The following is a 25,206-nucleotide window of genomic DNA, read 5'->3' on the forward strand; positions in this document are numbered from 1 at the left end:
GTATGCGTTAAGAAGTCAGCGGCAGCGCGCCGCCCGAAGCCAGTGCGGCCAGCTCGCTGGCCGCCACCACGTGCTGCACGTTCAGCAGCAGCACGAAGCGTCCCTGCACCTTGCCTATCCCCTGCAGCATTTCGGCGCGCACCTGGGCGCCGAAGCTGGGCGCCGGCTCGACGTCGGCCGGCGGAATGTCGAGCACCGCATTGACGGCGTCGACCAGGATGCCGATCACGAAGGCGCCCTCGTCGCTGTCGACTTCGACCACGATGATGCAGGTGCGCTTGCCGATCGGCGACGGCTCGCGCTCCAGCCGGCGCGCCAGGTCCAGCACCGGCACGGCGGTGCCGCGCAGGTTGATCACGCCGCTGATACAGGCCGGCATCTGCGGCACCGGCGTCACGCCGGCATACTCAAGAATCTCGCGCACCGCCAGGATGCCGATCGCGAACATGTCCTGGCCCAGCATGAAACTGAGGTATTGCGCGGGGCCGCCGGCGGCCAGTTGCCTGGTTTCGGATACTGTCAGAGTATTCATCGCTGCCTCGCTCAGAATTTAACAAAATGCGATTCGTCCGGTTCCTGCATTTCCGCCATGCGGCGGTTGCCGGCCATGCCGCCGGCCGGACGCGGCTTCGGCTTGCCCGGCTTGCCCGGCTGGCGCGCCGTCACCACCGTGCGGATCGGCCGCGACGCGCCGGCCAGCTTGAAGAAGGACATGGTCTGTTGCAGCTGTTCGGCCTGGCCGCTCATCTCTTCGGCGGTGGCGGCCAGCTCTTCGGAACTGGAGGCGTTCTGCTGGGTGGTCTGGCTCAGCTGCGTGACCGCCGAGTTGATCTGGCCGACCCCGGCCGACTGTTCCTCCGACGCCGCCGTGATCTCCTGCACCAGGTTGGAGGTGCGGCGGATGTTGGGCACCATTTCGCTCAGCAGGCGGCCGGCTTTTTCCGCCAGCTGCACGCTGCTGGTCGCCACCTGCTCGATTTCCTGCGCCGCCACCTGGCTGCGCTCGGCCAGCTTGCGCACCTCGGCCGCCACCACCGCGAAGCCCTTGCCGTGTTCGCCGGCGCGCGCCGCCTCGATCGCCGCGTTCAGCGCCAGCAGGTTGGTCTGGTAAGCGATGTCGTCGATAATGCCGATTTTTTTCGCGATCTGGCGCATCGCCGCCACCGTCGATTCGACCGCCTCGCCGCCCTCGGCCGCCTCCAGCGCCGCCTTGCTGGCGATGCCGTCGGTGACCTTGGCGTTTTCCGTGTTCTGCGAAATCGACGCCGTCATCTGCTCCACCGAGGCGCTGGTTTCCTCCGTGCCGGCGGCCTGCTCGCTGGCCGCCTGCGACAGCGATTGCGCGGTCGCGCTGACTTCTTCGGAGGCGCTGGCCAGCGACTCGGCGCCGTTGTTCACCTCCTGCACCACATGCGACAGTTTTTCGATCATGCCCTTCATCGCCGCCAGCAGGCTGGTGGTGTCGCCGTTCTTCAGCGCGACGTCCGCGCTGAGGTCGCCGTCCGCCACCAGGCGCACGATCTCGGCCGCGTAGGACGGATCGCCGCCCAGCTGCTTCATGATGCCGTTCAGGATCAACAGGCCCAGCGCCACCAGCAACGCCAGCGCCACGCCGGAGGCCGTGTACATCAGGCTGAGCGAATGGGCGGACGCTTCGTCGGCATCCTTGACATCGCCTTCGCCGTAGCCGATGTTGAGCGCCACCAGCTTGTTCAGGCTCTCCTCGGCGTCATGGAAGGCGGGGCGGTTTTCCTGCAAGGTCTTGTGCACGGTGATGAACAGTTCCTTGCGCTTGGCGGGGTCGGCCCGCACGATCTGGGCGGCCAGCTCGTTGATGAGGACATCGCGCGCCTTCCAGATCTCCCACTGCTTGACAAAGGTCTTCCACACCGCCGCTTCCTCGGTTTCCTGCGGCAGCGCGTCGTAGGTCTTCCAGGCCTTGTCGATGTTGGCCCAGATCTCCTGCTTGCGCTTGATTTCATGCGCGACTTCGTTCGCCTCCTCCGGGAAGGCCGCCGTCGTATCGATGGAGCGGCTGGCCGAGCGCAGCGCCGTCTGACCCTCGCTGATCTGCAACAGCGCCTGCACCGAAGGCATGCGGTTCTTGCCGATCTGCACGAGCATCGCGCCTTCCTGCTTCAGGCCCGCGAAGGCGATCAGCACCACCACCACCAGCGCAAGCACCGCCACCGCCAGCAGGATGAGGATCTTGGCCCGGACCGTTAATGTTGACAACATAGTGATACCCCCAGAGATGACACCGATCGGATTTTATTTTTAACTACTGGACTACGGTTGTTCCGCCAGCGCGCGCAAGCGGCGCCGGTCCTGCCTGATCCAGGTCACCAGTTCTTCGGCCGGCATCGGCTTGGCCAGCAGGTAGCCCTGCGCCATGTCGCAGCCCAGTTCGCGCAGCAGCTTCCAGTCCGCCAGCGTTTCCACACCCTCGGCCACGGTGGCCACGCCCAGGCTCTGGCCCAGGTCCAGCGCGCTTTTCAGCACCACATGGCGGTTCGGCCATTGCGAGGCGCCGTGGACGAAGGCGCGGTCGATCTTCAGCTCGGTGAAGGGGCAGCGCGCGAACTGCTGCATCGACGAATAGCCGATGCCGAAATCGTCCATCGCCAGGCCGAAGCCCATCAGCCGCAAGCGCCCCATATTGGTCAGCGCCTGCGACAGCTGGCGCATCACGCTGGTCTCGGTCACCTCCCACACCAGCGCCGACGGCGGTACGCCGGAGGCCATCACCAGCGCCATCAGGCGGTCGATGAAGGCGCGTTCGGCCAGGTTGTCGGCCGACAGGTTGATCGACACCGTCAACGTCGGCAGGCCGTTCTGGGTCCACTCCAGCAGCCGGTCCAGCACCTGGCGCACCATGCTCAGCGTGAACTCCGCCATCAGCGGCGTGCCCTCCATGGCGTCGATGAAGTGCGCCGGCGCCAGCAGCCCGCGGCTCGGGTGCTGCCAGCGCGCCAGCGCTTCCAGGCCTTTCAGGTGGCCGTTCTGGATGGTCACCTTGGGCTGGAAGTAGGGCAGGAATTCCTGGCGTTCCACCGCTTGCGCCAGGTCGTCCGCAGTGGGCAGGTCCGGCTGCGCGCAGGCCGGCCGGGGCACCGCCTTCTTGCCGGCGCGGTCGAGCAGCATCGCCAGCGCGTCCAGCTGCACCGGCTTGAGCAGCGTGCCCAGCAGGTCCATGCAGGCGTCGTCGAAGTTCATGCTCTCGATGATCTCCAGCAGGCGCGGATCGCGCGCGCTGACCACGATCAGGTTTTGCGCCAGCTGCCGGTCGCGCAGCTGGCAGGTCAGCTCGATGCCGTCCATGCCCGGCATTTCCAGGTCGGTCAGCACCAGGAAGATCGCCTCGCCGCCCTGGCGCTCCAGCAGCTGCAAGGCTTCGTTGCCGTCGGCCGCCTCCAGCACTTCGCCGAATTGAAGCTGGCGCAGCAGGCCGGCCAGGTAGCCGCGCTGCACCAGGCTGTCCTCCACCACCAGCACCCGCTGGCCGGTCCAGGCGCGGGGCGTCGCGGTCAGGCTGTCGGCGAAGGAGAGTGTGGGCATGATGGCGGCCATCAGTAGGACAGCTGTTGCAAGATTTCGCGGTAGATCGCGTTCAGCGGCAGCGACTTCTCGACCCCGCCGCGCTTGACCGCTTCCTTGGGCATGCCATACACCACGCAGCTGGCCTCGTCCTGCGCCACGGTGCGGGCGCCGGCCTTGTGCATCTCCAGCATGCCGGCGGCGCCGTCGTCGCCCATGCCGGTCATGATCACGCCCAGCGCGTTGGCGCCGGCCGCGCGCGCGGCGGAACGGAACAGCACGTCCACCGACGGCCGGTGGCGGTTGACCAGCGGGCCGTCCACCACCTCGACGAAATACTGGGCGCCGGTGCGGCGCAGCAGCATGTGCTTGCCGCCCGGCGCGATCAGCACCAGGCCTTGCAGCACGCGGTCGTTGTTGGCCGCCTCCTTGACGCGCACCTGGCACACGCTGTCGAGGCGGGCGGCAAAGGCGGCGGTGAATTTCTCCGGCATGTGCTGCACCACCACGATGCCGGGCGAGACCCGTGGCAGCGAGGTCAGCACCTCCTCCAGCGCCTGGGTGCCGCCGGTCGAGGTGCCGATCGCCACCACGCGCTCGGTGGTGGTGGTCATCGGCCGGTGATCGGCCGGCGGCAGCACCGCGTCCGCGTTCAGCTTGGCCGTCACCGGGGGCGGCGCCGGACGGTTGACCAGCTTGCCGACGCGGGCGCCGGCCGCCGCCCGCACCGCCGACACCAGCTCGTCGGCCGAATCGTGCAGGAACTGCTTGAGGTCCAGCCGCGGCTTGGTGATGATGGCCACCGCGCCGGCCGACAGCGCCTCGACCGAGGTCTGCGCGCCCTTCTCGGTCAGCGTCGAACAGATCACCACCGGCGTCGGCCGCTCGCTCATGATCTTGCGCAGGAAGGTGATGCCGTCCATCTTGGGCATCTCGACGTCGAGCACGATCACGTCCGGCCACTGCACCTTCATGCGCTCCATCGCCAGCAGCGGATTGGCCACCGCGTGGCCGACCATGATGCCGGGCGCCGCGTTCAGCAGGCTGCTCAGCACCTGCCGCACCACGGCCGAGTCATCCACGATCATGACGTTGATTGCGCTCATGCCTTCTCCTTGTCCGGCCCCGCCGTGCCGCCCGCTATCGCTTCCGGCGGCACCTGGCGGCTCAACACCTCGCCGCTGCGGATGGTGAAGATCAATTGACGGTGTCCTTCGCCGAACAGGCTTTCGGACACCACGCGTATGCCATGCTGCTGCAGCAGCGTGCGGGCATAGTCGCCGTTCTGCATGCCGATGTCGCGCACCTTGACGCTGCGCGGAAACATGGCGGCGCCGCCGAAGATCTTGCCCTGGCACTGGATCAGCGGCACGCCGTGGCGCGCCATGCCGCGCAACAGCAGGTCCATGGCGTCGGCGCCGTAGATTCCCGGCTTGTCGTGGCTTTTCTTGCGGCCGGTGCCCGGCAACAGGAAGTGCGACATGGCGCCGATGCGCAGCGCCGGATGCCACAGCGTGACCGACACGCAGGACCCCAGCAGCGTGCGCACCCGGTAACGCTCATCGCCGACGAAGTAATCGCCGGGCATCAGGAAGATATCGATGAGCTTGGAATCGGGCATGGTCAACGTCACGATCATGGCTTGCGGTAGATCGAAGGCGCCACCGCCACCAGGGTGTCGTTGATATCGTTCAGCGTTTCCGAGTGGCCGATCAGGAAGTAGCCGCCCGGCCGCAGCTGCGCCAGCAGGCGTGACACCACCTGGCGCTTGGTGGCCAGGTTGAAGTAGATCATCACGTTGCGCAGGAAGATCACGTCGAAGCTGCCCAGCTTGGGCAGCGGCTCGTTCAGGTTCAGGTGGCGGAACTGCACCCGCTGGCGCAGCGCGCGTTCAACCAGCAGGGTGCCGGTCTCGCTGCCCTGGCCCTTGAGGCAGAAGCGCTTCAGGTAGGCCGGCGGCATCTGGCTGGCGCGCTCCATCGGGTAGTGGCCGCAGCGCGCGCGCTCCAGCACGCGGGTGCTGATGTCGGTGCCCAGCACTTCCCACGGTCCCTCGTCGAGCACGTCGGCCAGCACCATGGCGATGCTGTAGGCTTCCTCGCCGCTGGAGCTGGCGGCGCTCCAGATGCGCGGCGTCTGGCGCTTGTCGCGCGCCTCCAGCGCCAGCTCGCGCAGCAGCGCGAAGTGCTTGGGCTCGCGGAAGAAATAGGTCTCGTTGGTGGTCAGCAGGTCGACCGCCACCTGCAGCTCGGCCGGCTGGGCGCGGCTCTCGAGCAGGCGCAGGTAGTCGCCGTAAGTCTCCAGCTGGTAGTGCGCCAGCCGCTTGGCCAGGCGCCCGCTGACCAGCGCCTGCTTGCCGTTGGCCATGCAGATCCCCGCCGCCTCGTAGATGAAACGCTGGAACTGGGAAAACTCGCGCTCGGTGATGGTGACAGCTGGCATGGCGTCCGCCGGTTCAGCAGTGATGCATGGCGACGGTGCCACGCGCCATTTCGACAATTTCCTCATTCGACAGCACATGCTCGATGTCGAGCAGGATCACGAACTTGCCGTTGTACTTGCCGATGCCGGCGATGAAGTCGGGACGGATGCGGGTGCCGAAGGACGGCGCCGGCTCGATGTCGCCGGCGGCGATCTCCACCACCGCGTTGACGGCGTCTACCAGCATGCCCAGCACCTGCTTGCTGTCGCCGGCGCCGCCGTCGACTTCGACGATGACGATGCAGCTGCGCTTGCCGATCACGCTGGGGCCGCGGTCGAAGCGCGCCGACAGGTCCATCACCGGCACCACCGCGCCGCGCAGGTTGATCACGCCGCGCACACAGGGCGGCATCATCGGCACCGCTGCCAGTGCGCCGTACTCGATGATCTCCTTGATGTGCAGGATGCCGACCGCGTACGGGTCCTCGCCCAGCATGAAGGTCAGGAACTGGCTGGGCAGGGCGGCGCCGCTTTGCAGCGCGACGATGGCACTGCTGCCGTAGGTGACCACCTTGTTGACTACTGCTTCGTTCGCTGCTGTATTCATTTCATCCTCTTCACAATTGGGCGCTCGACTAAGCCGCCAGCGCCACGGCGGCGCCCTTGCCGCTGACGGTGTGCATCAGCGCCGACACATCCAGGATCAGCGCCACTTCGCCGCTGCCCAGGATGGTGGAGCCGCTGATGCATTTGACTTCGCTGAACATCGGGCTGAGCGGCTTGATGACGGTCTGGAATTCGCCCAGCAGGGTGTCGACCACCAGCCCGGCGCGGTGGTTGCCCAGCTTGAGCACGACGATGCTCTCGCGCCGCGTCGAGGCGCCGCCGATGCGGAACAGCTCGCGCAGCCGCACGAACGGCAGCACCTGGCCGCGCAGGTTGCAGTAGTCCTGGCCCGGCTCGGTGGCGTACTCGATGCACTCCTCGATCATGTCGAGCGGGATCACGAACACCGAGCCGCCCACCTGCACCAGGAAGCCGTCGATGATCGCCAGGGTCAGCGGCAGGCGCACCGTGACGGTGGTGCCGGCGCCCTCCTTGCTGGAGACGTCGACGCTGCCGCGCAGCGCCGTGATGTTGCGCTTGACCACGTCCATGCCGACCCCGCGCCCGGACAGGTTGGTGATTTTTTCCGCCGTCGAGAAACCGGCCTCGAAGATCAGGTTGTAGATTTCGCTGTCGGTCAGCTTGCGGTCGGCGTCCACCAGGCCGCGCTCGACGGCCTTGGCCAGGATCTTCTCCTTGCGCAGGCCGCCGCCGTCGTCGCTGACCTCGATGACGATGCTGCCCGATTCATGGAAGGCGTTGAGCTTGATCATGCCCTTGGCCGGCTTGCCGTTGGCCACCCGCACGTCGCCCGGCTCGATGCCGTGATCCATGGCGTTGCGCACCAGGTGCATCAGCGGATCGCCGATCTTCTCCACCACGGTCTTGTCCAGTTCCGAATCCTCGCCGTCGACGATCAGGCCGATGTCCTTGCCCAGCTCGCGCGCGACGTCGTGCACCACGCGCTGGAAGCGGTTGAAGGTGGCGCCGATCTTGACCATGCGCAGTTCCAGCGCGGCGTCGCGCACCTCCTCCACCAGGCCGGACAAGGTCGAGGTGCATTCCTGCAGCTCGGTGTTCTGGATGTGCTGGCCTATCATGTTGGCGCGCGCGCCGGCGATGATCAGTTCGCCCACCAGGTCGATCAGGCGGTCGAGCTTGTCGGAATCGACGCGGATCGAACGGCTTTCCTGCGCCTTCTGCTCGCTGACCTGCTTTTGCTTGGCCAGCGCGGCCTCCACCACCACCGGCGGCACACTGCCGGCGCCGACCAGGATGCTGCCCAGCTGCTGCGGCGTGACCTCGTCCAACGAATTGGCGGGATGGGACTGCTGGTGCAGCGCGCCCTCCAGCTCGTGCGAGGTGACGCTGCCACAGCGCACCAGGATCTCGCCCAGCCGCGCGGCCTGCTCCGGCAAGGCGCGGATCAGGTCGACGTAGTGCGACACCTTGCTGTGCGGCGGAATGATGCGGATCTCGCAGTCGTCCTGCACGAACTCGAACACGCCGGCGATGGCTTCGCGGTCGGCCGTGCTGTCGAAGGCGATCTCGAAGCCCAGGTAGCACAACTCGGCGTCCATGTCGTCGGCGGTCGGCAGCGCGTCCGGCACGGTGGCGATGCCGACGATCTTGCCCAGCTTGGCCAGGTAGCGCAGGAAGGCGATCGGGTCCATGCCGTTCTGCAGCACGCCGCGGCCGAAGCGCAGCGAGATGTGCCAGTAGTCGCTGTCGCCGCGCTGCTGGTCGATGCGCTCGACGCCCGGCTCGGCGTGCACCGCCAATGGCGCTTCCGCCTGCTCGGCGTGGGCCTCGGCGGCGCCGCCGGCCATGTGGCGGCGCAGCTGTTGCAGCAGCATCTCGCCTTCCGGCGCGGTGTCGGGGTCGGCTTCCAGCTGGCCGGCGGCCAGCGCGTCGGTCATGCCGGACAGGTAGTCGCAACAGGACAGCAGCAGCACGATCATTTCATCGTTGAGCGTCACGCGGCCGTCGCGCACTTCGTCCAGCAGGCTCTCGACCACGTGGGTGAAGGCGACGATGTGGTCCAGGCTGAACAGCCCGGCCGAACCCTTGATGGTGTGCGCCGCTCGGAAGATGGCGTTGATCGCCTCGCCCTGGTCGCCGGCGATGTCGACGTTGAGCAGCGCGTTCTCCATGTCTTCCAGCAGCTCGCGGCTTTCGGTGATGAATGTCTGTAGTGCTTCGTCCAGGTTCATGGTCATGCCCTCGGAACAAAAATACGCAGATGGATAGAGCGGGGATCGGGTCAGGTATGTATCAGCAGGGCGTCGCCGAAGAAGGCGCCCAGGTCCAGCATTTCCAGGATTTCCACCACCGCCGGGCTGTGCTTGACCAGGCGCAGTTCGCGCTGGTGGGCGTTGGCGGTCTGCTTGGCCAGCATCAGCACTTGCAGGCCGGCCGTGTCGAGCTCGGTGATGCCGGACAGGTCGATCTCCAGCACCTGCGTCTTGCGCAAGGCGTCCAGCACCGTCGCCTTGAGGTCGGCGGCGCGGTAGATCGTCATCTCGCCTTCGATGGCGATGCGGGCGACGGCTACTCCTGATTCATCGGACATGGCGTCCTCCGTGGGTTATGGCATGACGAGTTTGGCAACGGCGCCGAGCAGCACTTCCGGCTTGAACGGCTTGACCACCCAGGCCTTGGCGCCGGCCGCCTTGCCCTCTTCCTTCTTGCTCTCCTGCGACTCGGTGGTCAGCATGATCACCGGCGTGAACTTGTACAGGGGCAGCTGCTTGAACTCGCGCACGAAGGTGATGCCGTCCATATTCGGCATGTTGACGTCGCACACCACCAGATGGATTTTCTGGCCGGTGCATTTGGACAGCGCATCGACGCCGTCGCGTCCTTCGATGACATCGTAGCCCGCGCCCTTGAGCGCGATGCCGACCACTTGACGCAGGGAGGCCGAATCGTCGACCACCATGATGGTTTTAGCCATGTTCTCTACCTCGGTTAATCATCAGAAAAAACGTCAGAAAAAGGTGATCTCGTCGGCAGCCGCGGCGGCCGGCGCGGCGTGGCTGGAACCGCCGTGCACCGCGTGTTCTTCCGCCATGGCGTAGGTCTTTTGCAGCTCGTGCAGCAGCCGCTGGCCGTCCAGCGCTTCCAGCACCTGGTCGGCGACGTAACGGTCGCGGTTCTCGCGCAGCAGCGCCGGCAGCAGTTCCATGTTCTCGCGCACGTGAGCCATCACCTGGCTGACCCGGTCCTGGAACTGCAGCTGCACCAGGGCCTCACCCACTTCGCCCTGAATGCCGATGCTGTCCTGCTTGAGCTTGTCTGCCGACTGCACCAGCGCGTCAGTCATCTTGCGGAAGTCGCCCAGCACCGATTCGATCATGCCTTCGGCCGACTGCATCGACTTGTCTTCCTGCTCGCTCGACTGCTCGGCCGCCTGGCTGGCGGCCAGGATGGCGCTGCTGATCAGGCCGACGCGGTTGGAGATGTTGCGGCCGGTTTCGGCCGAACGGCTCGACAGGTTGCGCACTTCCTGCGCCACCACCGCGAAGCCGCGCCCGGCCGGGCCGGCGCGCGCCGCTTCGATGGCGGCGTTCAGCGCCAGCAGATTGGTTTGCGCGGCGATGCTGGCCACGCCTTCGGCCATGTCGCGCAGTTCGCGGGTGAAGCGTTCCAGGTCCTTGATCTTGGCCAGCATGGCGTGCTTGGACGACATCGCCGATTTCATCGACGTCACCACCGAGCCGAGCTGGGTTTCGCTGCGGCTGAAGATTTCGGTCATCGAGCTGCCGTCGCCCTTGCCGCCTTTGCCGCTGTCGTGGCTGGAGACGTGGACCGCGTCGTCGAGCTTGTCGACGATGCTGGAGAAGCGCCCGGCCAGGTCGGCCACGGCCTCTTCCATTTGGGTGCGGGAGTTTTCGATGTGGCGACACCAGATCGGCAGCACGGCGTCGCCGAAGCGTTCGCGGGCGTCGAGGTAGTCCTCGATCATGGCGCGCTCGCCGCCGCCGAGCGCCGACGCGGCCGCGCCGCGCACGCTCCATGCCGCGGCCGCCAGCAGCAGCGCCGACCATAGAACGGTGTACCAACCCCAGGCACTCCAACCCGCCAACATCGTCCCCAGGGCGCCCCCGCCGGCCAGGCCGAAGGGGAGCAGAATTTTACTATCGAAGCCGCTAGTGTTCTTCACTGGACGCCACCCCGCTGTAGTCTCTCGGCACCTCATTCGGTGGATGCCGTGAGTCCAACTGTATCTCAGAAACTAAGCCTGCGCCACAATGTAGGTGGCAATTCAATTGTATCGGTTGTTTTACACGACAGCGCTTTAAATTGCTTCCGAAGAGAAATAATTTAACGTTAAGATGTGGGCCTATGCGCCCGCTACCCGCGCACCTGTTGCACCCGCGCAACCGCCCGCCGCAGCACCATCCGCCGGGCGATTTACTATCATGCTGGAACCTGCCTATGCCCGCCTTGAATATCGACCGATCGCTGCCGTTGCTGGTGGTGGACGACAACCAGCAGATGCGCTCCGTGGTCAAAGGCATCCTGGCCGACCTGGGCTTCGTCAACGTCTACCTGGCCGGCAGCGGCGAGGAGGCCTGCCGCATCCTGGCCGAGCGGCCGATCGCCGCCGTCATTTCCGATCTCGACATGCCGGGCATGAACGGACTGCAGTTGCTGCAATGGGTGCGCAGCAATCTTTCCGACATCGAACTGCCGTTCATGCTGCTGCCGAGCGAGGCCAACCGCGACGGCTTGCGCGCGGCGGCCCAGGCCGGCGTGACCGATTGCCTGATCAAGCCGTTCACGCTGGCCACCTTCCACAGCAAGCTGCAGGCGATGTTCCAGTCGCGCGGCGACGCCGCCGACCGCCGTGCAGCGGTGCGCCGCGCCGCCCTGCCCGCCGCCGCGCCGGCGCCGGCGCCGCTGATCGGCATGGAGCGCCCGCTGGAGGAACGGCTGCGCGAGGCCACCGTGCTGGTGGTGGACGACATCGCCACCAACATCAAGGTGATCGCCGGCATGCTGGCCGAGGACGGCTACGGCGTGAAGGTGGCGATCTCCGGCAAGAAGGCGCTGGAGATCATCCCAGTGCACCGGCCCGACATCATCCTGCTCGACGTGATGATGCCGGACATGGACGGCTTCGAAGTGTGCCGCCGGCTCAAGGCCGATCCCGCCACCGCCGACATCCCGGTGATTTTCTTGTCGGCCAAGGACCAGGCGGAAGACATCATCGGCGGCCTCGAACTGGGCGCGGTGGACTACGTCACCAAGCCGGTCGATCCGGCCATCCTGAAGGCGCGCCTGCGCACCCACCTGCGCCTGGCCGGCACCATGGCCGAGCTGCGGCGGCAGAATTCCGCCGTGGCCGACAACGCCCACCTGCGCGAGGAAGTCGAACGCCTGAGCCGCTACGACCTGGCCACGCCGCTGGCCGAAGTACTGGCCGCCAGCGCGCAGCTGATGGCCGAGCCGGCGCTGGCGGCCACGCCGGCGCTGCGCGCCCAGCTGGACGCGCTGGACCAGGCCGCGCGCCGCGCGCTGCGGCTGGCCGGGCTATCGCTGGAACTGTGCCGTATCGAACAGGGCGCCTGCCAGCCGCAGGCCGCGCCGGTGGCGCTGAACCCGCTGCTGGAACGCGCGGCGGCCGCCATCGCCGCCAGCCACCCGGTGATGCTGCCTGCGCTACCCGCTACGCTGCTGGCCGACCCGGCGCTGTGCCACATGCTGTTCGAGCATCTGCTGCTGAACGCGGCGGCGCACACGCCGGCCGGCACCTCGATCGTGCTGGGGACCTCGCTGGAAAACGGGCAATGGGCGCTGACGGTCGAATACGCCGGCGTGCTGCCGGCCGCGCAGCGCGCCTGCCTGCAAGGACAGGCCGAACGGCCGGCCGACGAGGCGACGCTGCCGATGTACGCGGCGCGCCTGCTGGCGCAGGCGCAGGGCGGCACCTTGGCGGCCCAGGACGACAGCGCCCGCACCCGCCTGCTGCTGCGCCTGCCATCCGCTTGAAAACTCTGCACTCGACATTTGCGCGCTTCCCGGTTAGATTGCCAACGTTGCATGGATATTATGCAAATCTGACTATCAAGCTATGAGGAATAATATGAAACAATACAGCGCGGAATTTTTTGGAACGTTTTGGCTGGTACTCGGCGGCTGCGGCAGCGCGGTGCTGGCGGCGGCTTTTCCCGGTGTCGGCATCGGCTTGCTGGGTGTCTCGCTGGCCTTCGGCCTGACGGTGCTGACCATGGCCTACGCCATCGGCCACATCTCGGGCTGCCACCTGAATCCTGCGGTATCGATCGGCCTGTGGGCCGGCGGCCGCTTCCCGGCCAATAAGCTGCTGCCTTACATCGTTGCGCAAGTGCTGGGCGCGATCGTCGCCGGCGGCGTGCTGTACACCATCGCCAGCGGCAAGCCCGGCTTCGACGTCATGGCCGGCTTCGCCTCCAACGGCTACGGCGCGCATTCGCCGGGCGGCTACTCGCTGCTGGCCGCGCTGGTGACGGAAGTGGTGATGACCATGATGTTCCTGCTGATCATCCTGGGCGCCACCGACGAGCGTGCACCGAAAGGCTTCGCGCCGCTGCCGATCGGCCTGGGCCTGACCCTGATCCACCTGATCAGCATCCCGGTCACCAACACCTCGGTCAACCCGGCGCGCAGCACCGGCGTGGCGCTGTACGTGGGCGACTGGGCCACCAGCCAGCTGTGGCTGTTCTGGGTCGCGCCTATCGCCGGCGCGCTGCTGGGCGCGGCGATCTACCGCTTCATCGGCTCGCCGGAAAAAGCGTAAACCGTTTAGCCGGTTTCAACGGCTTCGTGCCAGCATGGGGCGCGCAACGGCGCGCCCCGGTAGCGCCGCCCGCTTCGGCGCGGCGTCGCCCAGCTTGAAGATGCTGACGGCGTCGGCCAGCTTGGCCGCCTGCTCCTGCATCGCATCGGCCGCCGCGGCGGCCTGCTCCACCAGCGCAGCGTTCTGCTGCGTCACATGATCCATCTGCGTAATTGAATTGTTGATCTGCTCGATGCCATGGGTCTGCTCGCCGCTGGCGTTGCTGATCTCGGCCATGATCGCGGTCACGCGGCCGATGCTGCTCACCACCTCCTCCATCGTGCTGCCCGCCTGGCCCACCAGGCGCGTGCCGGCCGCCACCTTGCCGACCGAATCATCGATCAGCGCCTTGATTTCCTTGGCCGCGCTGGCCGAGCGCTGCGCCAGGTTGCGCACCTCGCTGGCGACCACCGCGAAGCCGCGGCCCTGCTCGCCGGCGCGCGCCGCTTCCACCGCCGCGTTGAGGGCCAGGATATTGGTCTGGAACGCGATCCCATCAATGACGCCGATGATGTCGACGATCTTCTTGGACGAGGCGTCGATCGAGGCCATGGTCTGCACCACGTCCGACACCACGGCGCCGCCGCGCTGCGCGACATCAGAAGCCGAGGCCGCCAGCTGGTTGGCCTGGCGGGCGTTCTCGGCGTTCTGCTTGACGGTGGAGGTCAGCTCCTCCATCGACGAGGCGGTTTCCTCCAGCGAGCTGGCTTGCTGCTCGGTGCGCGAGGACAGGTCGAGGTTGCCGGCGGCGATCTGCGACGAGGCGGTGGTGATGGCGTCCGTGCCGTTGCGCACATCGGTGACGATGCGCACCAGTCCGCCCGACATGCGGTGCAGCGCCTGCAGCAGCTTGCCCGGCTCATCCTGGCTGTAGCCGCTGAGGGCGTGATCGCTGTGGTCGACCAGGTCGCCGCCGGCCACGCATTCGGCCAGCGCCACCGCTTCATTGATGGGGCGGGTGATGCCGGCCGTCAGCCACCAGGCGAACGCCACGCTGAAGGCCACCACCAGCGCCGCCATCGCCAGCAGCAGGTTGCGGCTGTCCTGGGCCACCTGGTCGATGCGGGCCGCTGCGGCGTCGATTTCCTTGCGCTGGTGCTCCAGCATTTTCTGCAACATGGTTTCATAGACCTTGGCGGCCGGGATGTAGACGTTGTCGAGCAGGCGCGTGGCCTCGTCGGCATCGCCGGCGGCCTTGGCTTTCATCACGCCGTCGCGCCCGACGACGTAGGCCTTGCGGGTGTTGACCAGGTCGGCCATCAGCGCCTTGTCGTCGTCGGTGGCCAGTTCCTCGATCTTCTTGACCAGGCCCTGGGCGTAGGCGGTGGAGTTCTTGGCCTCCTCGGCAAAGAAGGTGGCCAGCGACGGGTCGGCGCTCTTGGCCACGGCGGTGGTGCGGCGGATGCCGGCGAACACCACGCGGTACCAGTCGGCGATCAGGCGCTCCTTGGCCAGCGGCAGCTCCATCATGGCGCGGGTCGAGGCCGCGACTCCCTGCAGGCGGTAGATTCCCAGCCCGGTGTTCAATATCAGAATCGCAAGAATGACAGCAAAACCAAGCGACAAACGCCGTCCTATGCTGAGGTCGGTGATCTTCATGACAGTCTCCCAGAGGCTTGCATTGTAGGCTTGCTGCAAGTCTATGGTAACGCCAATCCGGCGCGCCATTCATCTAGTTGAAGTTTAAAATATATTTTCGTTTTCCGTTCCAAATCACAACAAAAATTGCGTTAAGGACTGAGAAAACGTTTACACTTCCGGCTGATATGTACGGCCATTTACATGCCGGGATGAAAACGACCACGAAAAATGAACCAGGCATTCTTAGAACACAGAGCGAAGTACCGGGATATTGTTGCCCGCCGCTACAAAGTCACCCCTGAAATGTACGACGAAGTGAGTCGCATGCTGGCGCCGCTGGCGGTGCCGGTGAGCGTGCGCAAGGGCGAGTATTTGCAGCGCATCGGCACGCTGGCCAGCAGCGTGGTGTGGCTGCACAGCGGCGTGGCGCGCACCGGCTTCATCACCGAGACCGGCAACGAGGTGACGCTGCACTTCCTGACCGACGGCGAACCGGCGGCCGCGCACGACGACCTGCTGCGCGCGCGCGAGGACGAGCCGGCGCTCAATTTCGTGGTGGCGGAGACGGCGGTGCACGGTTACCGGCTGGACTGGCTGGAGATCAGCAAGCTGGCGGTCAGCAACAACCTGTTGCGCGATTACTATCTGAGGGTATCGGAGCGCGGCATCATCGACCAGAGCCGGCGCCGCTACCTGAGCGCCTCGCCGGCGCAGGGACGGCTGAGCGCCTTCCGCCGCGAGTATCCGGGGCTGGAGCAGCGCATCTCGCAGAAGGTGGTGGCATCGTTCCTCGGCATCACGCCGCAGTACATGTCGCAGCTGCTGCGCAACGACGGCGCGATGTCCAAGTAAAATCGGGGTCAAGTCTGACATTCGGACACGAGCTCTGCCGTAATCATGCGTTACGGCAGAGCTCGTGTCCGAATGTCAGACTTGACCCCGTGGTTTTACTTCATGCCTTTGATCTTGTTCTTGTCGTCGACGAACACGACCTTCGGCTTGTAGTCGCGGGCCTGGTCTTCGCTCATCGGCGCGTAGGTGCAGATGATCAGCAGGTCGCCCAGCTGGGCGCGGCGGGCGGCGGCGCCGTTCAGCGAAATCTCGCCGGTGCCGCGCAGGCCTGGAATCGCGTAGGTGGCGAAACGCTCGCCATTGTTCACGTTGTACAGCTCAATCTTCTCGTTGACCCAGATATCGGCCGCGTCCAGCAAATCCTGGTCGATACCGCAGGAACCCTCGTAATTCAAATCCGCCTGCGTGACCGTCACACGGTGCAGCTTGGAACGCAGCATAACTCGTTGCATAGACATCTTCTTCATCCCTCAATTATTAAAAATTTAAGCTTTGCATCAAAACAAACAACCCTGCCGTGACGCGAGGGCGCCATCCTACCATTAGCGGCCGACCGCGTCTCATTTCGCGCCGCCGCCCCCGCCCCAACAACCACAGCAGCCACGCTTTATGGCATATTGCCAGCTAGCAAATAGGAATGCAGGTTGGCAGCAATGAGATTAACCCGATTATTCGCCCTCACCGGCGCCGTGCTGGCGATACTGGTGTGCGGCATGCTGGGGCGGCTGCTGTGGGGCGAGTGGGAGCACTACCGCGCCGCAGGCAGCGGCCACCACACGCTGCAGCTGATGCAGCGCGCCATGATCGCCGCAGAAAAACTCTCCTTCGAACGCGGTCCGGTCAACGCCGTGCTGGGCGACCATGTGCCGGCCGATCCGATCTACCGCGCACGGCTGCTGCGCGCGCGCGCCGACACCGACCAGGCGCTGGCGCAGCTGCGGCGCGAACTGGCCGCCGAGCCGATTCCAACCGAGCTGACCGGCGCCCTGCCGCTGGCATCGCTGTATGAGGCGCTGGCCGCGGCCCGCCAGATGGTGGACCAGCTAGCCGCGCTGCCGCCGGCCCAGCGCACGCCGGAACGGCTGACCGCCGCCGTCGAACGCATGTTCCAGCTGGTGCCGCTGGCGCTGGACGCGGTGACCGGCTACACCCGCGCCTCCGAACAAGTCTATCCCCGCATCGGCCGCATCCTGACCAAAGCCCGCCTGACGGTCGAACTGCGCGAGTTCGCCGGCCGCCTCGGCTCGGCGCTGACGGTGCCGCTGGCGTCCGCCCGGCCACTGACCGAGAGCGACCACGAACGCCTGCAGTTCCTGCGCGGCCGCATCGAGCAGCTGCGCCAGCTGATCAAGATCCCCAGCGGCGACATCGACACCGAGCCGCGCGTGCTGGCGGCGGTGGCGCGCATGGACCAAGTGTATTTCGACGCCGGCCAGCGGCTGGTGGCCGAGGTCGAGCAGGCCAGCCGCGCGGGCCGCGCCTACGGCATGGACACCGGCCAGTTCGCGCAACGCTACGTGCCCTGCATGGCGCCCATCCTGGCGCTGCGCGACGTGCTGCTGCAGGAAGCACAGGCGCAGGCGCTGCGCGACTTCCAGGCCGCACGGCATGAACTGATGCTGGCCCTGCTGGTGGGCGCCGCCATCCTGCTGGCCCTGACCTTGCTGTTGCTGATCCTGCGGCGGCGGGTGGTGGTGCCGCTGCTGCGCGCCACGCGCGCGGTGGTCCGGCTGGGCAACGGCGACTTCTCGCTGCCGCCCAGCGGCGCCCGGCGCGACGACGAAATCGGCGACATGCTGCGCGCGCTGGCGACACTGCGCGCCAACAGCATGGACCGCCAGCGGCTGGAGCAGGAACGGGTGCGCCTGATCGAGGAACTCAAGGTGCGCGCCGACACCGACTACCTGACGGGCATCCTGAACCGGCGCGCCTTCACGGCGGCCGGCAACCTGCGCCTGCGCGGCGCCAGCGAGCGCAATGAATCGCTGGCGGTGATCCTGTTCGACGTCGACCACTTCAAGTCGGTCAACGACTCCTACGGCCACGACGCCGGCGACCAGGTGTTGATACGCATCGCCGACGTGGTGCGCGACAGCCTGCGCGACGGCGAGATCGTGGCGCGCTACGGCGGCGAGGAATTCGTGGTGATGCCCACCTTCTGCGGGCTGGAGGCGGCGCGCGCGCTGGCCGAGCGGCTGCGGGAGGCGATCGCGCACGAGCCGCTGACGCTGTCCGACGGCCATATCCTGCGGGTGACGGCCAGCTTCGGCGTGGCCGTGGCGCACGGCCCGCACGCGGCGCTCGACGACCTGTTCCACGCCGCCGACCTGGCGCTCTACCGCGCCAAGCACAACGGCCGCAACCGGGTCGAGAGCCAGCTCTAGGCCTGACTTACTTCGTGGCCTGGTCGGACTTGGACGGTTTCACCGGCGTGAAATTCAGGTCGCGGAAGTCGTAGCTGAAATCGGTCTCCATCGACACCGGCGCCATCTTCATGCGCTCGATGCTGGCGTCCGGATTCAGCGCGAACGTCACGTAGGCATCGGCGTTGAAGTTGCGCTCCTTCCAGCGGACGATGAAGGTGTCGTGCTGGAAGTGCTCCAGCTCCCCCGTCAGGTCCGGCGTGCGGGTGAAGCTCATGAGGTGCTTCTTGCCCTCGGCGCGTATCGTCACCTTGCCGTACCACGGGTCTTCATACTCGCCGTCGTAGGAGGCCAGCGGCAGCGACGGCGTCGACCTGGCGGTGCGCGCGCCGACCTCTTTGCCCTGGCGCTCCAGCTCCTCCTTGTGGGCCGCCGCTTCCTGGTCGGCGTACAGCTTGATCCAGTCGCTGGCCGGCACGTTCAGGTACTGGTCCAGGATGCGCCAGTACAGCGACGCCATCGCCGGGCTGTTCTCGGCGTTGGTCAGGATGGCGATGCCCAGCTTCTCTTCCGGCACCATCAGCACCGTCGAATAAAAGCCCTGCAGCGCGCCGCCGTGCATGGCGATCTTGCGGCCCTTGTAGTCGCGCAGGCTGAAGCCCAGGCCATAGGCCGAGAAGTTAGGCTTGGTCGCGGCCAGCGCCGGTTTCGGTTCGCGGATGCGCATCGGCGTCTGCTCGGACCACAACTCGGCCAGCTGCTTGGCGCTGATCAGCTGCGTGCCGTTTTCCAGCTTGCCGCCGCCCAGCAGCATCGTCATCCAGCGCGCGATGTCTTCGGCGTTGGTGTTGATGCCGACCGCGCCCACCGCGTTCTCCACCGGCATCGGCTTGACCACCGCCGCCTTGTCGTTGATCTTGCTGTGCGGTGCCGAGTAGTCGGACGTGGCCAGCATGTCGGCCACGCTGGTCTTGGTGCCGTTCATGGCCAGCGGCGCCAGGATGCGCTCCTGGATCGCCGCGCCCCACGGCTTGCCCGCCTTGGCGGCGATGATCTTGCCGGCCACGATGTAGAGCAGGTTGTCGTAGGCGTAGCTGTTGCGGAAGCTGGTGGCCGGCTTCACGTAGCGTAGCTTGGCGATGATTTCATCGGTGCTGAAATTGGTGGTCGGCCACCACAGCAGGTCGCCCGCGCCCAGACCCAGGCCGCTGCGGTGCGTCAGCAGGTCGCGCACCGTCATCGCGCCGGTGACGTAGGAGTCGAACATCTGGAAGTCCGGCAGGTGTTTGGTGACCGGATCGTCCCAGGCGATCTTGCCCTCGTCGACCAGCATCGCCAGCGCGGCGGCGGTGAAGGCCTTGGAGTTGGAGGCTACTTCGAACAGCGTCTTGCCGTCCACCGGCGTCGGGTCGCCCAGCTTGCGCACGCCGTAGCCGTTGGCGGCGATGACCTTGCCGTCCTTGACGATGGCGATCGCCATGCCGGGGACGTCGAAGGTTTTCAGCGCCAGGTTGACGTCGGCATCGAGGTTGTAGGCCGGCGCGGCGGCCAGCGCCGGGACGGACACTGCCAGCACCAGCAGTGCGGCGGTGGAAGCGTGATAAAAAGTACGAGAGATTTTCAGCATCGTTATTTTTTAAATTGTTTATCGACCGAGCCCTGGGTGACCGGATGATAGTGCTCGCGCGCCTGGGCATAGACCGACTTGGCCCATTCCCGGTCGCCCGGATTTTTCAGCAGCGCGGTGTACAGCGGCACCACGAACTTCTGGCGGCCCACGCTCATCAGGAAGGTGGTGAGCGGTTCGCGCACGTTGTAGCCGGCCTTGATCGAGGCCAGGTAGAAGCGGTAGGCGATTTCGTTGTTGCCGCTCTTGCCCAGCGCGAAGGCCTGGTCCAGCTCCCGCAGCTGCGTGGCGTTGGCCTTGCCGTCGATATCGTTCAGGAAGTGCATCCATTCCAGCGCGATCCAGTTCTTGCCGTTCAAGTCTTTGGTCGGCAGCTCGCCCTTCAGCCACGCCGTGCTCTGCGCATCCAGCGCGGCCAGGCGCGGCGAGGCCGCGTGCTTGGCGCTGGCCGGAATGCCGGCGCCGTACAGCCACTCGTCCAGCTCCGCCGGCGCCATCACTTCAGGATGCGCGTCCAGCAGGTTCTTCTTCAGGTAGACCACGAATTCGTCGGTGGTGGCGGACTTGAACGCGTGCTGGTCGAACCAGCCGCGCAGGAAGGGATCGAACACCTCGCGGCCGGCGCGCTGCTCCAGGGTGCGCAGCAGCCACGCGCCCTTCGGATAAACCAGGCCGCTGTCGGTGTAGCTGGCGGAGCTGGTGTCGGCGTCGCGCGTGACCAAGGCCTGCTTGGCCGCAGGGATCGAAGGCAGCGACGCCAGCGCCTCTTCCTGCTCCACTTGCAGGTTCATCTCCGCCACTTCTTCGCCGTACAGCTTCTCGACGATGCGGGTGGTGACGTAGGTGGTGAAGCCTTCGTTGAGCCAGAAGTGCTTCCACGAGGCGTTGGTCACCAGGTTGCCGGACCACGAGTGCGCCAGTTCATGCGCGATCAGGTCGACCAGGCTGCGGTCGCCGGCGATCATGGTCGGCGTGAGGAAGGTCAGGCGCGGATTTTCCATGCCGCCGATCGGGAACGACGGCGGCAGCACGATCATGTCGTAACGCTCCCACCGGTACGGGCCATACAGGCCTTCGGCGGCGCTGATCATTTTCTCGGTGTCGGCCAGCTCGTAGGCGGCGGCCTCGATGCGCGCCGGTTCGGCGTAGACGGCGGAGCGCGGGCCGAGGTTGCGCACGTCGATCTCGCCGATGGCGATCGCCAGCAGGTAGGACGGAATCGGCTGCGCCATCTTGAATTTCCAGCCGCCGGCGCCGGTCGATTGCTGGTCGTTCTCGGCGCTCATCACCACCCGCATGCCGGTTGGCGCTTCGATGCGGGCGCTGTAGGTGAAGCGCACCGCCGGCGTATCCTGCACCGGCGCCCACGAGCGGGCGTTGATTTCCTCCGACTGGCTGAACATGAACGGACGCTTGCCGGACATGGTCTGCTGCGGCGACATCCATTGCAGCGCGGCGGCCGACGGCGCGGTGCGGTAGTACACGCGCACCTTCTGCGGCTGGAACGACAGCGCGATGCGCAGCGCCCTGCCCTTTTCGGCGTCGGGCTTGTCCAGCATGAAGGAGGCGGCGCTCCAGCGGCCGTTCGGATTCAGCACCTGCACCTTGGCGATATTGAGTTCGTTCGTGTCCAGCACCAGCGTGCGGGCCGCCGGATCGATCCAGTTCAGCGACAGTTCGGCGTAGCCGGCCAGCGTTTTGTGGCCAAAGTCGGCCTTCAGGTCCAGATACAGGTCGCTGGTGCGCACCTGGTCGTAGCGCGCGTAGCTCAGCGGATCGGCGTGGGCGGCGCCCAGCGCCATCAGGGCCGACAGGACGAACGCGGACAGTGGTTTTTTGATAGGCATGGTGGTCTTTTCAATGTGGTCCGAAGCGCGAAGCAGAATAGCATAGCCATGTATCGGCGATGTGTACATCAGCGATCCTATGCTATCATTCGGGCCGTAAGTGGGGAGTAGTCGGCTTGCGCCTCCCCGGCGCAAGAACCTGTGTCAACATAATCGGTCCGCAGACCGTGGTGCAGGTGGTTGAAAAACTTGACGAGACCATGATCGAGGTGCGGCCATGATGGGCCGGAGTCGCGCCTGGATCATTGGTTAATCGTTCCGGCCCGCGTACTACATACAAACCCATGGAAGCCTTCCTCGTCTCTACCGGCATCGTCGCCCTCGCTGAAATCGGCGACAAAACCCAACTGCTCGCCTTCTGCCTGGCCGCCAAGTTCCGCCGTCCGCTGCCTATCGTCGCCGCGATTTTCGTCGCCACCATCGCCAACCACGCCTTCGCCGCCGCCGTCGGCACCTGGATCACCAGCCTGCTGGGCCCCGACATCCTGCGCTGGGTGCTGGGCGCATCCTTCCTGGCGATGGCCGCGTGGACGCTGGTACCGGACAAGATCGACGAGGACGACATGCCGCTGGCGAAGTACGGCGTGTTCCTGACCACGCTGATCGCCTTCTTCGTCGCCGAGATGGGCGACAAGACGCAGGTGGCCACGGTGGCGCTGGCGGCCCGCTACGACAGCCTGGTGGCGGTGGTATGCGGCACCACCTTCGGCATGATGCTGGCCAACGTGCCGGCGGTCTACCTGGGCGACAGGATCGCCAACCGGGTCTCGCTCAAACTGGTGCATGGCATCGCGGCGCTGGTGTTCGCCGTGTTGGGCGTGGCTACGCTGCTGGGTGCAGGTTCCAGCCTCGGCGTGTAAGGGCAAGGATTTTTTACGCCACTCCGTGTGTTACCGCACGGAGGCAGAAGAATTAACAATCTATTATACTTGTCACTTCATTACTGGCAGGGGCAAGGAATGCGATTGATGAGTACGATAGCGGCGCTGGTATTGAGCGCCTCCGCGTTGGGCGTTCAGGCCTATGCCGCCGAGACGGCGCCGGTGGCCGCACAGGCCACCAGCACCGTCAAAGCGGTCAAGCCGGCCGCAGGCAAAACCAATATCGTGTCGGTGCCTGAGCCGGTGAGCTACAAGCTGATGCTGCTCGGGATCGCAGTGCTGCTGCTGTTCGCGCGCACCGGCAAGAAGCGCGAACAGCCGTGGACCAAATAACGCCTACTGCGCGATCAGGCTGACATCATCCACCAGGAAGGCGGTCGACACCATCGTGCCTTCCACGCCTTCGAAGTAAATCCTCACCGTCTGCCCTTTGTAGGCCGACAGGTCGAAACTCTTCTGCACGTACGTGCTCCCCTTGTTCAGATTCGAATAGGTCGCCAGCGTCGCCAGCACGGCGTTGGCACTGCTGCGCACCTGCACCTTGAGCGTATCGTAGGCGCTGGTGGTGGTGGTCTCGCTGGACACCACTTTCAGCCAGAACGACAGGTTGGCGCTGGTGGCGCTGGCCGGTATCGTCACGCTCTGGTACAGCGTGTCGGTATGGGTGCTGCCGTAGCCGTCCAGCTTGGCCTTGCCGCTGCCGGCGTGCGCGGCCTGCGCCGTGTCGGACGTGATGGCGGCGGCGCTGGCGGTCCATGAGGCGGCGCCGGACTCGAAGCCGCCGTTGACGATCAGCTCCGTCGGGCCGGGCGGCGTGGTGCCGCCGCCGGTGCCCTGCGTGACCCACACCGGCGCCGACCACAGGATGTTGCCGTCGTTCTGGGTGATCTTGGCGTAGTAGAAATGCTCGCCCACGGCCGGTGTGATGGTGGTGCTGGCGGTGGCCGACAGCTGCGTCACCGTGCCGTTGCGGCCAGGAACACCCTCATACATCTTCACCGACGATACCGTCTTGCCGCTGCTGCTGGCGAAGTTGGCGACCAGGTTCAGCGCACCGCTGTTGGTGAAGCGCTCGCCCATCATGTGGCCGTTGGCGGTCAGGATCAGCTGCGAGGTCTTGTCCATGGTGGCGAACACGCGGCGCGCCTTGATGGCGGCGATCATGCTGGCGGTGGTCAGCGGGGTGCCGTTCGGCAGCAGCACGCCGGTGCGGTTGGTGTAGGACGCACCCCAGTTGGCGCAGTGGTTATCCTGGTCGCTGGAGAAGGCGACGTGGTAGCCCGCCTCCAGCGCCTTGTTGCAGGCGCCTTCATAGGTGCTGCGGCCGGTCTCGGTCTCGCTGGTGTTGGTCGAGAAGGCCGAGGTGTTGAGCACTTCGCACAGCGCCATCGCTTGATCGCCGTCGGCGGTGTAGCCCAGCGCCGTGCCGTTGACCAGGAACTGGCCCGACGCTTCCGGATGGTTGAACTGGCCCACGTAGCCGCGCTGGCGCATCAGCGTGTACAGCGCGGCGTAGTCGTTCTTCGGCGTCAGCGTGTCGGCGATCAGCTGGCCGCTGCCATTGCTCTCCCACCCCAGCAGCTCGGTGGTGTTGAAGATGTTCATATGGCCGCCGTTGTTGATGACGCCCCACTCCAGCCCATACATGCCGAGGAAGCTGGCGTGCGCGCTGTTGAAGTTGGCGGCGGCGGTCAGGCCGGACTGGAACAGCGCCTTGGCCACGGCCGGATCGGCCGAGGCATTGGTGCTGTCGGAACCGTCGTACATGTGATTGTGTTCGGAGGCCATCAGGAAATCGAGGCCCTTGTTCATCGCGTACTGGTAGGCGTCGGCCGGTCCCAGCGCAGCGCTTTGCGGCGCCTGCGCGCCGGTGCAGCTGCCCAGCGGGCCGCCGCCGTCGCTGTGGTTGGTCTGGCTATGCAGGTTGCCGAGGTAGACGGTGTAAGGCAGCGACGCGGTCGCGGCGACGGCGCCCTGCACCACGCGGCCATTCGCGCGCGCGGCAGCACGCACCGGCGTGGCCGATGTCGGCAGCGCCTTGAAGGCCGGCATGACCTGCGCCGGATTGTGGCCCACCGAGATGTCCCAGCTTTGTTCTACCGTCTCGCCGCCGGTGACGGCCTGCATGCGCGCCAGGTAGACGCCATCGGTCAGGATCAAACCGTCGGCGCGGCCGTCCCATGCGATGCTGACGTCGACCGGCTTGCCGCCGATGCGCTGCACGCCCTGCCACTGCTGCACCACCACGCCGTCGGGGCTGACCAGCTCCAGGCGCCACTGCACGTCCTGCTCGCGCTCCAGCAGGGGGAAGTCGAAGGCGAGCTTGAAGGTACGGGCTTCCGGCCGTTCCTGGTCGGCGCCGTCGGCGGCGAACGGCGCGTGCAGCGTGGCCTCGAACTCATGGTGGTCGGCCTTGGACGCGTGGACCGCGCCAATGACGCCGGAAGACAAAATCAACATCATCGCGAGCCGGGACAGCATCTTAGATTTGTTCATCACTTCTTTCTCTCTGCGGTTGGGGATCCAAAATTCTGGCAACTATGCATGACAGGAAGATGACGAACCAATTCGAATTTACTTGGCTATTCAGAGGTCTTTTGAATAAATGCGGTAGCGCTTGGGGGCGCACGCGATAACGGCGCGAAGTTAAATTTTCGCGCCGTTGTAA

General features: G+C 66.0%; 22 protein-coding genes and 1 riboswitch. Of the genes, 6 read left to right on the forward strand and 16 right to left on the reverse strand.

Annotated features, from left to right (window positions below; genetic code table 11):
• Positions 1–7 precede the first annotated feature (7 nt).
• From D0T21_RS29960 to D0T21_RS30010, 11 genes are read right to left on the reverse strand one after another with little or no spacing between them, the layout of a single operon-like run.
• Entirely contained in the window at positions 8–532 is a 525-nt protein-coding gene (locus tag D0T21_RS29960) for a chemotaxis protein CheW (protein ID WP_116993650.1), read from the reverse strand.
• A gap of 11 nt (positions 533–543) precedes the next feature.
• Positions 544–2,238 (reverse strand): methyl-accepting chemotaxis protein, encoded by a 1,695-nt coding sequence (locus D0T21_RS29965; RefSeq protein WP_116993651.1) that lies wholly within the window; start codon positions 2,236–2,238, stop codon positions 544–546.
• Between the two features lie 51 nt (positions 2,239–2,289).
• Positions 2,290–3,558, reverse strand: a complete 1,269-nt coding sequence (locus D0T21_RS29970) for an EAL domain-containing protein (RefSeq protein ID WP_229211698.1) — start codon at positions 3,556–3,558, stop codon at positions 2,290–2,292.
• Positions 3,559–3,569: 11 nt separating this feature from the next.
• Entirely contained in the window at positions 3,570–4,643 is a 1,074-nt protein-coding gene (locus tag D0T21_RS29975; RefSeq protein WP_116993653.1) for a chemotaxis response regulator protein-glutamate methylesterase, read from the reverse strand.
• Complete coding sequence (locus D0T21_RS29980; protein WP_229211699.1) at positions 4,640–5,158, reverse strand: chemotaxis protein CheD; 519 nt, start codon at positions 5,156–5,158, stop codon at positions 4,640–4,642. The genes D0T21_RS29975 and D0T21_RS29980 overlap by 4 nt, the downstream gene beginning before the upstream one ends.
• A 14-nt stretch (positions 5,159–5,172) precedes the next feature.
• Positions 5,173–5,979, reverse strand: a complete 807-nt coding sequence (locus tag D0T21_RS29985; RefSeq protein WP_116993655.1) for a protein-glutamate O-methyltransferase CheR — start codon at positions 5,977–5,979, stop codon at positions 5,173–5,175.
• 13 nt (positions 5,980–5,992) lie between these two features.
• A complete protein-coding gene (locus tag D0T21_RS29990; protein WP_116993656.1) occupies positions 5,993–6,565 on the reverse strand; it encodes a chemotaxis protein CheW in 573 nt (190 codons plus the stop codon).
• 28 nt (positions 6,566–6,593) lie between these two features.
• A complete protein-coding gene (locus tag D0T21_RS29995; protein WP_116993686.1) occupies positions 6,594–8,777 on the reverse strand; it encodes a chemotaxis protein CheA in 2,184 nt (727 codons plus the stop codon).
• Between the two features lie 50 nt (positions 8,778–8,827).
• Positions 8,828–9,136 (reverse strand): lipid asymmetry maintenance protein MlaB, encoded by a 309-nt coding sequence (locus tag D0T21_RS30000; protein WP_116993657.1) that lies wholly within the window; start codon positions 9,134–9,136, stop codon positions 8,828–8,830.
• Between the two features lie 15 nt (positions 9,137–9,151).
• Positions 9,152–9,520 (reverse strand): response regulator, encoded by a 369-nt coding sequence (locus D0T21_RS30005; protein ID WP_116993658.1) that lies wholly within the window; start codon positions 9,518–9,520, stop codon positions 9,152–9,154.
• A 33-nt stretch (positions 9,521–9,553) separates the two neighbouring features.
• Positions 9,554–10,729, reverse strand: coding sequence for a methyl-accepting chemotaxis protein (locus D0T21_RS30010; RefSeq protein ID WP_116993659.1), 1,176 nt, complete (start codon positions 10,727–10,729; stop codon positions 9,554–9,556).
• A 275-nt stretch (positions 10,730–11,004) separates the two neighbouring features.
• Here D0T21_RS30010 and D0T21_RS30015 point away from each other — a divergent pair, with 275 nt between their 5' ends.
• On the forward strand, positions 11,005–12,561 hold the full coding sequence (locus D0T21_RS30015) for a response regulator (RefSeq protein WP_116993660.1): 1,557 nt from the start codon (positions 11,005–11,007) through the stop codon (positions 12,559–12,561).
• A 94-nt stretch (positions 12,562–12,655) separates the two neighbouring features.
• Positions 12,656–13,348 carry an aquaporin Z gene (gene aqpZ / locus D0T21_RS30020; RefSeq protein WP_116993661.1) on the forward strand — a complete coding sequence of 231 codons (693 nt, stop codon included), beginning with the start codon at positions 12,656–12,658 and terminating at the stop codon, positions 13,346–13,348.
• Positions 13,349–13,363: 15 nt separating this feature from the next.
• Here the strand turns inward: aqpZ and D0T21_RS30025 are convergent, their stop codons facing one another.
• Positions 13,364–14,986: a methyl-accepting chemotaxis protein gene (locus tag D0T21_RS30025; RefSeq protein ID WP_116993662.1), complete on the reverse strand. Its 1,623-nt coding sequence runs from the start codon at positions 14,984–14,986 to the stop codon at positions 13,364–13,366.
• Positions 14,987–15,196: 210 nt separating this feature from the next.
• Here D0T21_RS30025 and D0T21_RS30030 point away from each other — a divergent pair, with 210 nt between their 5' ends.
• A complete protein-coding gene (locus tag D0T21_RS30030; RefSeq protein ID WP_229211700.1) occupies positions 15,197–15,820 on the forward strand; it encodes a Crp/Fnr family transcriptional regulator in 624 nt (207 codons plus the stop codon).
• Positions 15,821–15,915: 95 nt separating this feature from the next.
• Here D0T21_RS30030 and panD read toward each other — a convergent pair whose 3' ends face one another.
• Positions 15,916–16,272 carry an aspartate 1-decarboxylase gene (panD, locus tag D0T21_RS30035; RefSeq protein ID WP_116993687.1) on the reverse strand — a complete coding sequence of 119 codons (357 nt, stop codon included), beginning with the start codon at positions 16,270–16,272 and terminating at the stop codon, positions 15,916–15,918.
• Positions 16,273–16,473: 201 nt separating this feature from the next.
• Between panD and D0T21_RS30040 the strand changes: the two genes are divergently transcribed.
• The gene (locus D0T21_RS30040; protein ID WP_116993664.1) at positions 16,474–18,204 is read left to right on the forward strand and encodes a diguanylate cyclase; all 1,731 of its coding nucleotides are present in this window, start codon (positions 16,474–16,476) and stop codon (positions 18,202–18,204) included.
• Positions 18,205–18,211: 7 nt separating this feature from the next.
• Here the strand turns inward: D0T21_RS30040 and D0T21_RS30045 are convergent, their stop codons facing one another.
• Both D0T21_RS30045 and D0T21_RS30050 read right to left on the reverse strand, forming a co-directional pair.
• Positions 18,212–19,810 carry a serine hydrolase gene (locus D0T21_RS30045; protein ID WP_116993665.1) on the reverse strand — a complete coding sequence of 533 codons (1,599 nt, stop codon included), beginning with the start codon at positions 19,808–19,810 and terminating at the stop codon, positions 18,212–18,214.
• A gap of 2 nt (positions 19,811–19,812) precedes the next feature.
• Positions 19,813–21,657, reverse strand: coding sequence for a M1 family metallopeptidase (locus D0T21_RS30050; RefSeq protein WP_116993666.1), 1,845 nt, complete (start codon positions 21,655–21,657; stop codon positions 19,813–19,815).
• Between the two features lie 90 nt (positions 21,658–21,747).
• A riboswitch (yybP-ykoY riboswitch) is annotated at positions 21,748–21,931 on the forward strand.
• A 10-nt stretch (positions 21,932–21,941) separates the two neighbouring features.
• On the opposite strand from D0T21_RS30050, the gene D0T21_RS30055 reads away from it, so the two are divergent.
• Both D0T21_RS30055 and D0T21_RS30060 read left to right on the forward strand, forming a co-directional pair.
• Positions 21,942–22,517 (forward strand): TMEM165/GDT1 family protein, encoded by a 576-nt coding sequence (locus D0T21_RS30055; protein ID WP_116993667.1) that lies wholly within the window; start codon positions 21,942–21,944, stop codon positions 22,515–22,517.
• 108 nt (positions 22,518–22,625) lie between these two features.
• The gene (locus tag D0T21_RS30060) at positions 22,626–22,871 is read left to right on the forward strand and encodes a PEP-CTERM sorting domain-containing protein (RefSeq protein ID WP_116993668.1); all 246 of its coding nucleotides are present in this window, start codon (positions 22,626–22,628) and stop codon (positions 22,869–22,871) included.
• A gap of 3 nt (positions 22,872–22,874) precedes the next feature.
• Here the strand turns inward: D0T21_RS30060 and D0T21_RS30065 are convergent, their stop codons facing one another.
• Positions 22,875–25,034, reverse strand: coding sequence for a CehA/McbA family metallohydrolase (locus D0T21_RS30065; protein ID WP_116993669.1), 2,160 nt, complete (start codon positions 25,032–25,034; stop codon positions 22,875–22,877).
• Positions 25,035–25,206 lie beyond the last annotated feature (172 nt).

It is taken from the genome of Duganella sp. BJB476 (assembly GCF_003416895.1).
Taxonomy (GTDB): domain Bacteria; phylum Pseudomonadota; class Gammaproteobacteria; order Burkholderiales; family Burkholderiaceae_D; genus Rugamonas.